The sequence below is a fragment of the Pedobacter sp. KBW06 genome (assembly GCF_003852525.1).
Classification (GTDB): Bacteria; Bacteroidota; Bacteroidia; order Sphingobacteriales; family Sphingobacteriaceae; genus Pedobacter.
This window is the reverse complement of sequence record NZ_QAJL01000003.1, coordinates 491,976-508,610: the sequence shown is the minus strand read 5'-3', so window position 1 is coordinate 508,610 and position 16,635 is coordinate 491,976. Positions and strand designations below refer to the sequence as shown.

General features: G+C 38.0%; 12 protein-coding genes. 8 read left to right on the top strand and 4 right to left on the bottom strand.

What is annotated here, in order from left to right; translation table 11 throughout:
* The first annotated feature begins 156 nt into the window (after window positions 1–156).
* Both DBR43_RS16985 and DBR43_RS16980 read left to right on the top strand, forming a co-directional pair.
* The gene (locus tag DBR43_RS16985) at window positions 157–1,227 is read left to right on the top strand and encodes a sensor histidine kinase (RefSeq protein WP_124582904.1); all 1,071 of its coding nucleotides are present in this window, start codon (window positions 157–159) and stop codon (window positions 1,225–1,227) included.
* Window positions 1,205–1,921 (top strand): LytR/AlgR family response regulator transcription factor, encoded by a 717-nt coding sequence (locus DBR43_RS16980; protein ID WP_124582902.1) that lies wholly within the window; start codon window positions 1,205–1,207, stop codon window positions 1,919–1,921. The genes DBR43_RS16985 and DBR43_RS16980 overlap by 23 nt, the downstream gene beginning before the upstream one ends.
* A gap of 238 nt (window positions 1,922–2,159) precedes the next feature.
* On the opposite strand, the gene DBR43_RS33340 is transcribed toward DBR43_RS16980, so the two are convergent.
* From DBR43_RS33340 to DBR43_RS16975, 3 genes are all read right to left on the bottom strand, one after another.
* Window positions 2,160–2,327, bottom strand: a complete 168-nt coding sequence (locus DBR43_RS33340; RefSeq protein WP_233603020.1) for a hypothetical protein — start codon at window positions 2,325–2,327, stop codon at window positions 2,160–2,162.
* A gap of 16 nt (window positions 2,328–2,343) precedes the next feature.
* Window positions 2,344–2,505 (bottom strand): hypothetical protein, encoded by a 162-nt coding sequence (locus tag DBR43_RS32970; protein WP_158622525.1) that lies wholly within the window; start codon window positions 2,503–2,505, stop codon window positions 2,344–2,346.
* 1,051 nt (window positions 2,506–3,556) lie between these two features.
* Window positions 3,557–4,501: a hypothetical protein gene (locus tag DBR43_RS16975; protein WP_124582900.1), complete on the bottom strand. Its 945-nt coding sequence runs from the start codon at window positions 4,499–4,501 to the stop codon at window positions 3,557–3,559.
* Window positions 4,502–5,053: 552 nt separating this feature from the next.
* Here DBR43_RS16975 and DBR43_RS16970 point away from each other — a divergent pair.
* The 6 genes from DBR43_RS16970 (at window position 5,054) to DBR43_RS16945 (ending at window position 12,365) form a co-directional block, all read left to right on the top strand.
* A complete protein-coding gene (locus DBR43_RS16970; RefSeq protein ID WP_158622524.1) occupies window positions 5,054–6,856 on the top strand; it encodes a DUF4365 domain-containing protein in 1,803 nt (600 codons plus the stop codon).
* Between the two features lie 649 nt (window positions 6,857–7,505).
* A complete protein-coding gene (locus tag DBR43_RS16965; protein WP_124582896.1) occupies window positions 7,506–8,153 on the top strand; it encodes a hypothetical protein in 648 nt (215 codons plus the stop codon).
* A gap of 26 nt (window positions 8,154–8,179) precedes the next feature.
* Window positions 8,180–8,524, top strand: coding sequence for a hypothetical protein (locus DBR43_RS16960; RefSeq protein WP_124582892.1), 345 nt, complete (start codon window positions 8,180–8,182; stop codon window positions 8,522–8,524).
* 59 nt (window positions 8,525–8,583) lie between these two features.
* Window positions 8,584–9,855 (top strand): hypothetical protein, encoded by a 1,272-nt coding sequence (locus tag DBR43_RS16955; RefSeq protein ID WP_124582891.1) that lies wholly within the window; start codon window positions 8,584–8,586, stop codon window positions 9,853–9,855.
* 60 nt (window positions 9,856–9,915) lie between these two features.
* A complete protein-coding gene (locus tag DBR43_RS16950; RefSeq protein WP_124582889.1) occupies window positions 9,916–10,956 on the top strand; it encodes a hypothetical protein in 1,041 nt (346 codons plus the stop codon).
* Window positions 10,957–11,042: 86 nt separating this feature from the next.
* Entirely contained in the window at window positions 11,043–12,365 is a 1,323-nt protein-coding gene (locus tag DBR43_RS16945; protein ID WP_124582887.1) for a hypothetical protein, read from the top strand.
* Between the two features lie 403 nt (window positions 12,366–12,768).
* On the opposite strand, the gene DBR43_RS16940 is transcribed toward DBR43_RS16945, so the two are convergent.
* Window positions 12,769–16,515, bottom strand: coding sequence for a PIN domain-containing protein (locus DBR43_RS16940; RefSeq protein WP_124582885.1), 3,747 nt, complete (start codon window positions 16,513–16,515; stop codon window positions 12,769–12,771).
* Window positions 16,516–16,635 lie beyond the last annotated feature (120 nt).

Below are 16,635 nucleotides of genomic sequence, written 5' to 3'. Positions count from 1 at the left end.
TGCGCTGTAGCAAGGGTGAAAAATGAACACTTTAGGCCTGAAAAATATATTAGTAGATGGTTTGCCGCTATTGGTAGGGGAAAAAGCTGGTTTAAGCGGGTTCGCCTGGATTGCTGATTGGTTAAAGTTGTATTTTTAACGCATAAAATAATTGCTATGCTTTCTCTTAAAAAAAGCCCGGGTCCTGAAGAATGGCTGCAGGAAAACCAGTTTGTGAAAATTTTATGTAGCCCCGCTTACAGGTGGCTCAGACACCTATTACCTGTGCTGCTGATCGCGCTTGCCGTACAGACCAATGATTACCAGGAGCAGTGGAAGCCCTTTATCCATATCGCTGCGGTAATGTACCTATTGATACTGCCCTATATAACTTTATATGTGCTGGTACCCCAGCTGTTCCTCAGGCGCTACCTGATCTTTTGCGCAGGTGCTTTAAGTTTGATCTCGGCCATGTATTTACTGGTCAGGCTAAGTGAATGGCTGCTTCGGGATCTGCAAAATCCGGACGTGGTCTTTCAGCCCGATACAAGGGCTGATGTGATCACTTTTTTTACCATTATGCTGGTCTTGCTACTGGCCGCCGCTGCCATCAAACTTTTCCAGCAATGGGTACAGATCACTTACCGGCAAGCCATGGTGGACAACATGAACCTGCAGCTGGAACTGGAAAACCTGAAAAAACAATTGACACCGCACTTCTTTTTCAATACGCTGAATAACCTTGACGTGCTGATTTACCTCGATCAGGACAAAGCTTCGACCATGGTGCACAAATTTTCCAATTTACTGCGCTACCAGTTGTACCTGAATACCGAACACAAGATCATGTTAAGTAAGGAAATAGATTTTCTAACGGATTATCTTTACCTGGAAAAAATAAGGCACGATCATTTGCTAACCCATATCGAAAAAAATGGCAGTTATAGCCAAATGATGATACACCCGCTGTTACTTTTGCCTTTTGTGGAAAATGCCGTTAAGCACAACGATTACCAGTTGAACCCGGATATAAACATCCGGTTTTCAGCAGAAAACGGCAGCTTATTCTTCAGTTGCAGCAATCCCATTTCCAAAGTCAGCCCGAGTGAGCCGGGTGGGACAGGCTTGAAGAACATTACCAGACGATTGTCTATCCTTTATCCTGGTCAGCATAGCTTGGAAATCAGCACCGAAAATAACAGGTATACCGTAAATTTGTTTTTGTATGAATTGCATAGTTGTAGATGATGAGCCCCTGGCCCGGGAAAAGCTGAAGCTGATGGTCGCCCGGGATACTTCCTTAACCCTGTTGGGGTGTTTTGGCAATCCGGTTTCTGCATTAGAGTTTCTGGCGATCAATACCGTCGAGTTGATTTTTTTAGACATCCAGATGTCGGCCTGCAATGGGATCGAGTTTGCAAAGAAAGTTTCCCCTGAAATAATGATAGTGTTTACCACGGCCTATACCGAGTATGCCATAGACAGTTATCAGGTGAACGCATTAGACTATTTGGTGAAGCCCATTCATGAGTCGCGTTTTATGCAGGCTGTCCAGAAAGCAAAAGACCATTCCGATCTGGTCCATGCCCAGAAAACAAGCTATGATCACGTGAGTAAGGCTGATCAGGATTATGTGTTTCTACGGTCCCAGCGTAGGTACCACCGGGTAAATTATGCGGATATATGGTATATCGAAAGCATGAAAGACTATTCGATCCTGCACCTGAGTGGGCATACTTTGACTGTCGGAATGAACATTAAGGCGGTATGCGAAATGTTGCCGCCGGAATTTTTCGTGCGAATAAGCCGGGCGTACGTGGTCAATTTTTCCAAAGTCTCCAGTATAGATCACCATGATGTGCAAATCGGTGACCGGCAGCTGATGATCGGAAATGCTTACCGGGAAAAATTGTTTGAACTCTATGTTCACAGAAAAAAGTAAAAACAGGGTATTGGCTGGATTGACTACTGAATTTTACTTTTTCTTCAACACTAGGGTATAAGTCTATACCAGCAAATGTTTGATATATTGTGGAAATTGAGCTTTTGAATGATTCATCTTTTTCATTTCCAGATAACGAACTGCCTCCGAACTTATCTTTGAGGTCATGTATTGCTTGTTTTGCTTCGTTATAGTTTATAACAAATAGTTCTAGAGCTGTTGTTCCTTCAATAACTAATTACTGATGGTCATATCTGTCAAGAATATCAGGCGCATAGGAGTAATCCGTTACGACTCTCAATAATCCGGTGGCTTTGTCGGAGTTTAGTGGCCTGTTTTCTAATATATTACTTAATAATCCTACAGTATTCTTCAAGGATTTTAATTGATCATTCTGATATCTCATCTAATTCTCCAGCTTTTTATATATTTCTTATGTGTTTAGCTAATGAGGTTCTGTCTGTTTTGAAAAGTTCATCAAGTTGCTGTTGGCTTAGCCAAATACTATCATTTTCCAGTTTAACTTCAATAGAAGTATTCCCGTCTTTAGTTTGATAAATAGTAATTTGATCTTTAGTTGCCATAATCTGGATGAAATTGGTACGAACCTATATAAAAAGTAGGGTTAAAACACAGATCAAGGATTGGAAAATAATTAATGGAAGAACCATGTTTAATTATTACTATAGAATGATTTAAAACAAAAAAGCCTGAAATCTTACGATTCCAGGCTTTTTGTAGGTTTTGATACCTTGGCGGAGAGTGGGGGAATTGTACCCACGGTTAAAATCCCGCTTTAATATGGTTTCGAAGAGGTTTGTGATTGATGACTCACCGAATCACTCACCGATCTTGTTTCTTTTTGTAGCTGCAAATGCTAAGGTACTAATTTACATATAAATTTTAAACATGCTAAAATTTTGTTTGATTCCGAGTACAACCCTTCTTTATAATAAGAAAATGAAGGTTAGATAGGCCAATTAAAATTGCTGCTAAAGGATAGTCCGTTTCATGAATAGGTCTATCCAATGGTAATTGAAGAACAAGGCATGGACTTAAAAAACAAAATCCTAAAAAATCCTATAAATGCGACGATGAACACTATTGATAAACTATTTTGTATCGAAGCGCTTGGCGTTTTCAGAAATTTTCTGATTAGATTTATCCCGGGTTGTTACAAGCTTTCTTATTTATCAGACAATAACAGCATTTAGGAAGCTTTCGTAAGGCTTTTTATCTTTCATTTCCTATTAGAGCATTGGATCTTGTTTTGCTGAGTTGATTGGTGTTTAAAAGAGTCAATTTACGGCTAAGCTTACCGGTTGAAAATTTCTCTATCGCAATAGGGGCATTTTCTGCCTTTTCAGCATTAATATGGATATTGTCTTTTTTGACTTGAATAATGATGTCGTAAATTGAATCTTCAACTAATAAGTGTTTCCCATCCGTTGAGTCTACCCGCTAATTTAGCTTCTTTGTAAACATTCGGCCTATTTTATTCCCTGGAAAATCTTTGTTGTCCACCAGTTCAACCAGGGAGGGTACATAATACTTAAGATTGATTTTTAAGATATTCATTGGAAGGATTTAATGGATAGATAATGGGTCGCAGTTTCGAATTCTCCACAGTCGTGATTAAAAGATCTTGGTAGGTCGGATTTTAAAGTATGCTATTTGTTCTGGATCTATCGGTTCTAATGCACCTTCATAAAGATATTCCCAGGTCTCACTGCCTGATACAAAAGGTTTGCTTTCCCAATAGTTGATGATGTAGTCCGGGTCATTGGTTTCGGTATAAGCTTCTACCCATCTGTAGTCTACTTTGATCATCGACATCAGTCCGATTGTTTTCAGTTTAACAATTAGTGATTCCCTTATCCCCGGTTTGTAAAACATATTCTTTAGACTGGTTTGTCCCTCGAAGGTATCTGATACTAGATAGAATCCTGATATTCTGCTGGGTGACCAGTTGTATTTTTCTTTTCTTATGGCTTCAAATTCAAGTTCCAGGGCAGATGTTTTTAGAATTTTATCCCTTGCTTCTGGATCGGATTGCGGGTACTCTCTTAAAAACGCTGCCCTTACCGCATAATCATGTGCTCTTGAAGAGGCCAGACCAATTTTTTGCTTGTGCAGGTCGTTTTTAAGTTGGGTAAGGGTATAATCGTAGATGTTTAGTTTAGGGTCTTCTCTAATCGTGTTGTACAGTTCCGGGCTGAAGAGCATACCTACCTTAAGGAAAAAAAAAGGAAATTCTGAGTCTTCATATATATGGTGCAGATAGATTTTGTCATTGAAGAAGATATTCAGTACATCATGGTAATCGTCAGTCTGACAGATCACCCCGTTTGGCCAGGTAACTGTAATAATCCCATCTTCTGACTGGCATGCTACCAGAAATGGATTGCTGAGCATTCCTTGGGTTGGGATCACCATAAATTTATTTATAGAACTGATGGTTATTTCTTTTTGGTCCGCTTTTTCATATACATTAATGGACTGGCCTGCTTCCTTGATGAAGTATGGATAGTTACGGGCTTTAAATTCTTCTCCCAATTGATCTAGTTTGTCTTTATGCATTGGAAACAAGATACTAAAGAAATTGAATTTGATAAACTCTTAATTATTTCCATAAAAAGCTTTTGAGTATGTTAATTAAAAACTTGGCTTGCTGTCTGACAATTTCAGCTTTATTGTTTCTTGACAGGGATTAAGAAAATTCAGCTATTTGAGAATAGTTGTGGCATTCTCAATTTCTTCTGGATTATTGGAACATAAACCGGATAATCTTCGAAGGATGGAAATTCTAAATAGATTGACTTGTTCTTTAAAACGTTATTTCTGTTAAAATAAGGATTAAAGGTGGCGATTTGTTTCTATGGGATGGTAACATTCTGGGTGAGGTAAGGTGCTTGACGATGTTTAGCTATGCAGGTCTTTTCAGGGGTACCGCCCTGGTTTTTAAAGGGGGGAGCGCGTTAATTTAAAACAGGGCCTTGTCGCTTGACAATTTCCGGTTTACTTTTATAAACCCTTCGATTATGCCCTGAGATGGTTTTGCCCAGCAAAACCATCAGTGAATAGATTCTCCATTAATTTTTTTAAGTTTGGATGATACCAAATCAACAACTTATGGATTACCGCTCAGTTTTACCCAAATCTAATCCCAATGAAGATCTGGAAACCATTTCTAGGAACAAATTTGTGCTTTTACTGGATACAGCGTTATTCGAGGTCAGACAGGAAGTACAACGCGACAAAGGGGTTGATCTGGTTGTTGAAATTAAGGAAAAAGGCCGGTATACTAATTTCCGTTTCATTGTTCAGCTCAAGGCAACCGCTACAACTAAACTCAAAAAAAATGCTTTATTATCCTATGGCATTGAAGTCAGCAATATCAATTATTTACTGAACTACGGTATGCCTGCTTATTATGTGCTGTATGATCACAGTAACGATCATTTCTACTTTGCACTGGCCAATGAAATCTTTAAATCCCTCATCAATAAATACAAAACCTCAGCGCTGCCCTCAAAATATAGCTACAATTTTTGCAAAAGGCTAGATTTGGAGGCGGCCGATGAAATTTATAAAAATACGCTGGATAGCGGATTGCTGATTCGCCGTTTAAATACCCATAGAAATGTCAAAGGTGGTAAAGCTCCGGGAGGTGCAGGCATAATGATCGATGAAGACAATGAAGTGTACAGTGTCGAGCAAAATTTATCTTTTATTGAGCGGTGTGGTTTTAGGCTATTAAACGATTATGCTTTTCAGCAGGTCATTGACATAGAACAACGTACCTATCTCGGTGGAAAAGAAGCACCGGCGATGTTCAATTATGTTTGCGGCATGGCTTATTTCCAAAAAGGAGAGTTACTTAAAGCACTTGATTATTTAAAAAAGGCAGATCGTAAAGCCGCTGCATTTCAGCCTGACCAGCGTGCGATCCTAACCCATATCCTACTTCAGGCGACTTATCTGCTAGGAATGATGGATAGGGAAACTTACGACCAAAAGAATAAAGAGCTGTTTGCTAGGGAGAAATTGGGTTCTTTTCTTGAAATAGAGAAGGCAGTTCAACAATTTTATCACGGCGAAGGTACATATGCAGATAAAATTCAAACCCTGTATCAAACCGTCAATGATATCGTGTCTGTTGAGCCGGACAACCTGGGAGGAAAGGTAACTGCATATTCAAAAATATTACACATTGAGATGGGGCTTTTGACTAAAGACTTTATAGAAAATCTTAGTATCCTGCACTGGTATAACTGTGGACATCTTCAATCAGAATTATACCAGCATTGGGCGGTGTTACAGGAAAAGTATGCGGCTAGATCGAAAATAGTTTTGAATTATGCTGCAAGGTCTTCCAATGTGCCAGCGATGGCCAATGTGATTATGGATTATATAGAATGGGTATATAAAACAGCCTATATTAAACAATTTTTTAACAATTGGGATTCTAATATACGCCGTAGTCCAAAAATTACTAGCCCAGAAGTCATAGCTGAACTGATTGATAAGTCCGGGGCTTTGGAAGAGCTTTACAGTGATTGCGCCAATATTTCACTTTCTGAAGCGCAGGTTTTGTGTCTAATCCTTAAATATCAGATTGAGGATTTCTGCGAGCAGAAGGAGCTAGCTGAGACGACTTTAAGGAGATTACAAGAACTGGTGGAAGAAAAGGAACTTAGGTATTCGCGTTTGGAGGATTATAAGGCACTCTTAAAGGGCGAGACAGAGCATCAGGTTTTCCATTTGGATCGGGAGAGGAGAATGGGGCATTTTTATACTGTAGCGAGCAATTCTGGAATTGACATGGACCTTTTAAATAATCTTCCATGTAAGTCTTTAATGGATTTCGAACATAAGCTCAAATGGTCGGTTATTGAATTTATGGAATTTGATTTACCTGAAATAAAGCAGTAAAAGTGATTTGATGGTGGTGTAATATTTAATACGATATGGGTTAGAAGAATTTGTGTTTCTGGCTTGGTTAAATTTTTGTGATGGGTATAATATCCATCTTAAATTTTAATGGATTGGGCCTAGAAAAGATACTTTCATGAATGGATTGTGTCATTTTACGTGTATCATAAATGCTTCTCACTGGATTCAGATGATACTCTTTCGCTTTCCGCCTCATTTCATCTTCGGTATAGTTTATTTTGCTAAGAAGGGTGTCTATTCTAAGGAAATTTAGGTGAACATGTTCCGAAGTACTGTATTTCTCCTCAAAAATAGTGAGAATTTTACTGTCAAAGGGATCGTTAAAAGTAATGGAGTCATCAAAGCAAAACCGGTTTTGGAAGAGGATGTCTTTTATTCTATTTCTCGGTTTGTCTGACCATTTGATATATTTATGGAGTGTTAACGGTGGAATGTTCATGAAATAAAATTAAATGTATTTCATTAGAACCTGGGGCCTCCCAAAACACCTTACTGTTAATCGTGCGTTTATTGTTAATCCTTGTTCAAAATTTTAGATATTCTATGAACAGAATGACTGAAATCTTTTTAGGTGAAATAATTATAATATATTTAGGTTGTTCTTAAATCTAAATAACATTCTCTGTCAATGAAATTATCACGTTCTTTTTGTTTTTTACTTAGCCTTTTACTATTTGGAGTAATCGTCTATGCTGGTTATTACACCACCGATCATATTGGTTTTACAATTTGGTTTGGAGTTACTACGACAATAGTGGCACCATTTGCATTTCAATTGTTATTATTTTCCATCCAAAAAAGAGGAGAACTAATTGAACAACTTTCTAAAGTACCTAAAATTGATGAATTAATTGAGCAGGCAAAGAGTACAGAAGAAAAAGTCAAGGCATTACAGCAGCAACGAAAGGACTTAGATAAGCTGATTGCATTTGAGTCAAAAAGAAGAACACTTTTAGCTGAACGTGAGATTTTTGTAATGCAGGGAGAGCTAGCATTACAAGGACTGGAAAAGGTTCGGATTGGTCTGGAAGAGATGACTTCTGAAAAAGAAGAACTACCTGAATCTATCCAGAAATTGCTTGCGGTTATCCAAGGGATACAATCCGAAGATATTGTATACAAAATGGGAGAGAAAATATTTATTGTCCGAAAAAAGTATTTCGAATATTTTCCATTTTATGGCAATGTGCTGTTCGAAATTTTTAAGATGTTTCATAAAGCCTTTGAAACGTTAGAGAGGGGGCGTAAAACTGACGCCGATGGTACTGTTAGCTAATTTTAAAACCTTTTAAAGGTATAATCATGAATAAAATGCAAAAGAGGTACAAGCTATATCGTAAGACTGCAGATAACAATATTATTGCTGCCATAATGACCGCTACGAACGTAGACGATATCACTTTACGGGTATTTCAAAAGAATGGCGTGAACATTACTACTGAAACCTACCAAGGTGAAGCGATGAAGATGAATGGTGCGGGCAGACCACTGTGGTCGGAAATCACTTGGGAACCATCTAAAAAATGGGTTGAATTCACTCCTGGTGTTCAGATCGATATAGAAAAATGTGTTGAGGAAATCCATTCGGGTCACCATTCAGAAGAATTTGCATTGTTGGCATGTATATTTGATGCCGAATCTAATTGATATCGGTAAAAATGAGCTATTTAGTAGGTTGCAGCGGCCTTAAATTCAATTTAATACTTATGAATAATAAGATAGAACAAATACCAAGCTGGATGAAGGCTATGCAAAATGGCAACCTGGCCGAAGCCAGAGCAAGAGCCTTTCTAATGAATAGGTTTTGGATTTTAGAGCGATCGATAGATATTAATGGAGCTGATTTTCTGATTCAACGAAGGTTAACAAACTCAAATTTTTTAGATGATAAAGCGCCTAGACTTGGTGTGGTACAGGTGAAATTTTTTGATTCTCCTGCTACGACTCAAAAAATTCATAAAGAATATGTCATAGACGATGACGGCAAACCACGAACTGAATTTTTTGTGTTGCTTCATTCAGGTAACGAAGAACAGGAGGAGATGTATTTTTTAACAGCCCAGGATGTTTGCCGTGATTTTGAATTGAAGCGTAAAGATGGCATAGATAAGTATCACTTACCAGGAAACAAAATAATTGGTTTAGCAAAATATAGAGTCATCGTAAAAAAGCTAATCCTAGATAGGATAGAGCACTATTTACAACTTGCAGATTTTGCAAAAAACCGGAAATTTATCTCTTGGTCCTTGCCAGGGGCCAATGTAGATCCTGATCATATTATGCCAGATTTTAAAGAACCCATTCCTAATTGGTATGGATCGATCCCTGAAGCCTTTTATAACACCAAAGAAGCTGCGAGAGAATCACTTTTGGAGATCTCTAAAGCGTATGATATGCTAACAGCTGTGGTGGAAGAATCCGATCCTATAAGAGCTAATGACGTTTTAGAGGAAATAAAACGAGAGTTCAATACCGAAAGAGGTTTAATAATCAGCTTGTCTAGGAAATTGGATGACTATAGCTTTAGGGAGGTTTGTAAAAAGCATAAAAATCAATTGGAGGATTTAAGAAATCATGGATTGTTGGATGCCTTTTTAAGTCTCAAAGGATTTTTTAGAAAAATATTGACAGAGTTTCTTCAGGATAAAATGCCATTGGAAAAGAATTTAGTTCATGCTTTCAGTTTTAAGATTAACGAGAACTTGGCAGTAGTGGATTTGCGCCATTCTCTAGATGAATTTGAAGTTTTTAAGAAAAATAAGGAGCATATCAGTGAAATATCAGAATCCGCTGGGTTAGCGGTGTTAAAAAATAGGGCTAAAGAATTTCTTGTGTACTGGCGACCAAAAGTCTTTTTAAAAGATATGAATGTCAAGGAGTATTTTGAAAATGAGGATTTGTTCGTTTATCGCGCAACAATGGAAGCTATTTATGATGAAAGGTATTACGTGTGTGACTATACTAATTTGGAATTATAGGGCTTGTTTTAACTTGTAAATTAATTAAATCATTAAAAATTTACCCCATTATTTGTTAGTATGGACAAATCAAAAAAAACTTCCTGGAAAGACCATCTGTTGAAAAGTGGTCTTCCGCTTGAGTTTGAAGTTAGCAAATTTTTGGATTCCAAGCATTGCATTAGCAAAATGGAATATACTTATCTCAGGAGCAATGAAAATAACGTAGATACGGAGTTTTCTTATGATATTGATAGTACTTACATCAACGGTAATCATTATATGGATTTAATGATCGAGTGTAAGTACAGACACGAAAGTACCAAATGGATTTTTCTTCCTGATAGTTATAATTCCCCGGATTTTATTGAGGAAACTTCATTTATGCATCTCATCAATCATTTCATGGAAGATTGTGAGCCAGAGATTAAGTTCCCGGTTAGTTTTGGGCCACTTTGTAGCAAGGGAATTGAATTAACCACGGATGGACCAAATCCAAAAACGATTACTCAGGCAATTAATCAGCTGTCCTATGCAATGGCAGGGAAAATTGTTGAAGCCATAGAAAGCCAGTCCGGTAGACAAAAATATGCTTGTTTTAAAACGACTTCATTCTATTACATTCCAATAATTATTACTACTGCACAATTGTACCGTATCAGGGAAGATGTAGATATTGAGGCGATCAAATTGTCAGATGATATTGAGAATATTTCCACATGTGAACCTTATTTGATAATCAACAGTAAGCCGGGTAGTGACCTTTTTAAGTACAATATGGATTTGATCAGGAATTTTGTTTTCACTATGGAAAAGGATCATCTCCAATCTAGTTTAAATACGTACAGTGATGATCTGTGGTTTGTTTTATCCAACCTCGCGAGAAATCAATGCCCTAATAGTATTTTGGTTATACACCATGATAAAAGCAACAAAGGTTTAGCTGATTTATTTGATTACCTGGATAGGGTTATTAACCCTGATCAGGAAATATTTGATATTATTGCCAGTAAAGAAAAGGAATCAGAAGAGTTTTTTAAAAAATTTGAAGAGGATCACCCGGGAGTTAATCTATGGGGTAGTTTGGATGATGAAGACGAACAATTGGCTAAAAAGGAGTAAACGAAGTACCTATGCCTAGAATTTATTTTGATACCAATGTATTCAGCAACCTTAGAAAGGCTGAACAGTTAAAATATCAGGTATTGTTGAAATTGATTGATGAGCACAAAAACAGGCTTAGCTTTTATTTCTCGATAGCTCATATCAGGGATAAAAGAAAAGATTTATCAGATATGAAATACCTCGATTTTGAATTTATGGAATGTTATGTAGGAGATAACTACATTGCTTATGACCCAATAATAAAAAAAACTTCATTTTATCTTGCCAGCCCTAGAATGGTTTTTGATGGCGATAATCCAAATGAGTTTGAGGAGCTGTTGAATTTCTTTACGCCTTCTGAAGATCCTGAAATTGCTGGCGAACAGTATTTGTACCGTAGTATACCTGCTATCTCTTTAGATGCAGACCATGGGCCTCCTGGTAATATTCCTGAAGATCAAATGAAAATGTTGTCCGCCTTTCTTCCTAAGGATAAACCGGAAGCAACGTTATTGGATCAGATGAAGGCTGCAACGGCTTTCTCTCAAAATCTTCATCTCAACGGTGGTCTTTATAAGGAACTAAGAGCGATGGTGGATCAGGGCTTAAACAATGGAAAGATTACAATTAATGAAGACTTCAATGAAGCATTCAAGAATACGCCATTCCAAAAAACTTATTTAGAATATATCCGTGATACGATGTATCATTCAGATAAAAGTAAAATCCCGGATTATGATTTCTTTGTCCTAGCATATAATATGCTTGATGTATTGGGAATCAGTAAGGATAAGATCACGAAAAAGAATACTTTCGGAAATGTTCAGAATGATAGTTTTCATGCTTACTTTGGTTCCTACTGTGATTATTTCATTACTGATGACAATTCAACCCTCGAGAAATCAAGAGCAATGTTTAAGTTATTTGATAAGAAAACCAAGGTGATGTCGGTAGCTGAATTCAATCAGCATTATTCGGAAATCTATGGTGAATCTGCAGATGATTTGGATTCTTTTTTCGATAAGTTGAAGTATGATATCGAATTTGGAGAAAGGGGGCCTGCTGAAACACTCAATGATGTCTGTATTTTCAGGTTAGTTGCGAATTGTGTTTATCTTGATTTTTTTGATGCAGTACTCCAGATCAATTATCCTGAAAGAACTGAATTTGTCTTGTTCCGACCCATTGTTAATTCACTTGCAGAACCAAGCCTTAGCGAAAAGACACAGCTTATTAAACGGGCAATAGATCTTTTTGGTGCAGATCAGGAAGGTAAACTTACCTTGGACTATCACAATACCACTGAATATACAGATGAACTGTTTACCAGAAAATGGGTACTTGGGAGTATTGGTGTTGAACTTAAATATCATTCATTGGTGGAGCATAAATATACATTGACAATTGCACTAAAGAAAAATAACTGATGAGTTGGGTACCTTATGCTAATTTTTAATACATGCAGGTTTGGGCTTCTTACTGCGCCGCCTGCACCAGCATGTATCCGAGCACTGGAAATCTTGCCATCCGAATTAAGATTTTGTGTCCGTTTTATACTGAATTTTTACCAACTCTTCAGCTTTCTCTGGTATCCGGACTAATATGCGCTTGCCAGGATATATTTATAGATTCTATTATGTTCCCATTGATATGAAATCCAAGGTCAAAACAGAACTATCAGGTTTTGCTGTGGAACAGCCAACGAAAGGGAAATTGAACTGGTGCAGTGAATATGTATTTGATAATTAGCGTGTTAAATCTTGTAGCCTATGCAATATCAAAATCGTCCGCACCTTTAAACTAGATGTATATTACACTAATACCTGTTTTTTAGGACTCGTAGTTATGAATCCCAAAAATGATCTGACGTGCGTCTTCAAAAGCTAAGGCAACATCATCTTGTCTTCCACCTAATAAAGCAAAATCCAGATAAGTCTTCTGACCGACCAACTCGACAACGGTAGATGTGCATTCTTTTAATATGTTGACAAAAACTACAGAAAGTGCAGCTACAACCTGCTCATTGGTCAACACTGGCTTCAATGCGATATCTTTCATATGCTTGATAGCCGTATCTAAATTAATCCGGGAGTTCACTAGAGAAAGACCTTCAATTATCAGGGAATAATGGGAGTACTGCCCGGCTATTTTTTTTACATATTCTACATCAAGCTGTCCAGCAGTAGGTGAATACCGGATGTACCTGTTCCTGACCAGTTCATCCAATACTGTCGTTTTTAAAGTATGCATCGATTTCAGATAATGTTCCATACTAACCAAACGGTTAAGTGGTAAGAGGCTCATGCGAATCGAAAAACTATCATCAGTAACTAAAACCCTGTTATCATTATCAGTAACCAATAAGAACGTACTCATCGCTGCATCCAAGACTTCATTTTCTCCAACCGTTACTCCGGCTTTCTTAATAAATTCAATAGTGTTATCCGATAACTCCACCTCGCAATGCTGATCGATCCAGGCAATAAGTCCCTGTAAGTAAGTTTCCTGGTCTTTCAAAAAATCAAAAGAATTATCATTGATTGCAGTACGCCCTAAATCTGGCCCTGCTGCCCCGAAACGATCTGCTTTATATTGGATCGTACTCAACTCAAACTTGATCCGCTCAGCAATATATCTGGACAAGATAAACTTCTGTTTGAAATCGTACTGATGAAATAAGGAGATCTGGTAAAGCATCAACAAGCTGCTGTAATCGATAACAATTCGGTTATCTTCACTTAAAGTATGCTGATTAAACGCATGTTGTTTTACTGTACTGATACCCTTATGGTACCGGACCAAGCTGTAATAACCGAGGACATAGTTTTGATCATATTGAATGGACACCAATTCGGATAAGGATAAACTCCCATCATAATAGGCATTAAACTGAGCATCACTTGTCTGTTTAGTAATCTGGTTCCGCTCACCGAACATGGACTGCATCATGCCAATGAAGCCATCAGGCCCAAATTCATTAAAGTCTAAGGTCGTAAATGGAAGACCCGCATGGGGGTCTTCCTTAGATTGATTGAGAATTTCATCAAACAAAGCTAGATATTTGTTCATGATCCGTTTGATAGTAAAAGTATCTATAATGTTCACTAATTTTCTGGGTACCGTTATAGCCTCGTCCTTTGCTTTTCCCAGGAACAATTTATATACGGGATGTGAAAGTGCTTGATCATCAAGCTCAGTATAATGGGTAATTCCCTCCCGGACATATTTGACAAAATGGCCCCGCTCCACCACATCATACTCTATAAAAAAAGGCAGAACATCATTTCGTTGTAGAACCAGATTCGTATATGCCCCCCGAACTTTTATGGCGTTAGGATACAGCGCCTGCGGGTATAGTAATTCAAACGCCTCCTGCTGCATTCCATGCAGAAATAAGATCTGACAAACTGAAATCAACTCTTCCGGCCTGCGGAACTCCACCAGCTTTGCACGCTCAGGTACCCTAGAAATTTCCAAAATGGATTCCGCATTATTAAGCAAGTGCAGGGCGTGCACATAGGAAGCAAGCATTGCAGAATCCTCAGGTATATTCTCCAGATAATATCTACCAATTTCCGCGACTGTCTTCCATTCTACTAGTTCCTGTCTTAGTTGTGCCTCAAGCCTGCAAAATTGAGAGCTAAATGGTAAATTGAGCCGCCAGTTTTCCAGCAATGACAACAGTTCCTTATAATCTTTACCTGTTTTACTATGGGCATGAATGTATTGATACAAGGTTCTTCCAGCTGATTTTCCTTCAAGATTTCTTGCCAGGATATTCAGCGCTGATTCATAAACCTCAGCCGCAAAAAACACCGAACCTAAAAGATCGACCAATACAGCATCATCAGATGTTAAAGCTACGTGCTCCAGGTAGGTATTTGCTTTTAGATCTCTATCACCAAAAATTAGTGCAACCACCGCATTTACCATTTTTTCATCTTCCGCATTACCAAACGTTTTATCTGCTAGAAAGTCCTCTTTTACGAAATTTCCAATCTGTCCATGTAGACTGAGTTCGACTATCAAATTGAGATACAGTATTAAATATTTGTTCTCAAAAACCTGTATTGATTTAGCAAATCGCTTAGATGCTCCACAGTAGCCAGACATGTCGTCTTTCTTTTGATAGGTGAAAAGCAATAACAACAGTGCCTCCGGACTCAATTCAGGCTTGCTTTCCAGCACATTTATTGCACGTTCCTCCAAACTACTAAGTTGCAATGCGTTTGCAGTCTGAATAGCAAAAATCTCCTGTTTATCCGACATACGCTGATAGAAAGCTTCTAACTCTTCTGCCTTCTGCTGATCTCCAGATAAGCTAAACTGTGTAAAAATGAGCAAGAACTCCATACGCTCAAAGTTACCAGCGAGCTCTGATCCTGAGACCTTTTCAAGAAGCCGTGATAACATAACGTTTAGCTTAGTCATTTCTGCCCGGTGTACCTGATTATTTTCATAGTAATTGACAAAATACACACGGAAAATCTCCTTAAGTGCAGCATTGATCCAGAAGATCGCCTCATTATATCCATCAATAGTCAGTTCCTTTTCCTGATAGTTCAAACAGCTAGGCAATAAGTTATCGTCCTCAAGGGTCGCTTCTAGTTCCTGATCAGCTTCATTATATAAGACACGACGAAAAGTAATGTCATTTCGCACAAATATAGGAACGGCTTCGAAACTACGGTTGAAGTCCTGAGCTGCAACAGTAAGGGTTTTAATAGCCCAACCTACCGGATTATAAGCCTCCAGTGCAAAAATCTCTGCGATAACTTTGTTAAGTTCAGCCGTATCTTTCATCCTATACAGGCAAATAGCAGCGGACTGCGCATACAGAATATTACTGGGCTGCATTCCATAAGCTTTAAGTTTTGCTTTGTGCATATCATTCGTACGTCCCAGAAATCCCAAGCATTGTCCTTTCTGAAACTCCAGAAATGCCATGAATGGCGGTTCCGGTCGTTTAGAACTGGTTTGTAAACTATTCTCCAGGCTCTCTAATAACTTTAAGGCGGTGGCAGGTTTAAAGTCCTGCAACGTTTTTACATAGGTATCTACACGATCCTTCCATTGCACTTCCAGATCACCGGTATATAATTGAGCAAGGTTATCAATACGCGCCGTGAGTTCCCTGATCATCTGGGAAACATTATATACCTCCTGACTATATCCTTCTTTGATCTCCAGTTTACGCAAAGATTCGGACTGAGCGATTTTATTCATAAAAAGGGAATAAAAGGTATCCAGTTCAACTGCTGTTGGAAGTACAATATCAGGTTCATTTTCCATTGCCAGTAATAATAAGCTAATATCATAATCGCCGGGAGACATCACTCGAAATTTAAGCAGACCTTCCAGAATACCTACAGAATGGTAAAATGGAAGCTTCCGGCCATAATTACGTGCGTCTGCCTCCGCATATTCAGTGATCGTCTCCTGTATAACATCCTGCAATTCATCTTTTAAATATGTATCTGAATTAAGGAATTTGTCCATCCCCTTACCAAGAAAATATCCGGCAAGTGCCTCAGGTAAAAAGCTGGCAAGACCAGCAAAAATAGTAGTCAATAACATATTGAGATGCGGTTTATATAAAGTTGCACTAAGATGAATACAATCTAGCTGAGGAACAAAAATAATTAATCACATTTCTCCGACGGCTTGTAAAGCTCCTAGTGATGATGGTTAAATATC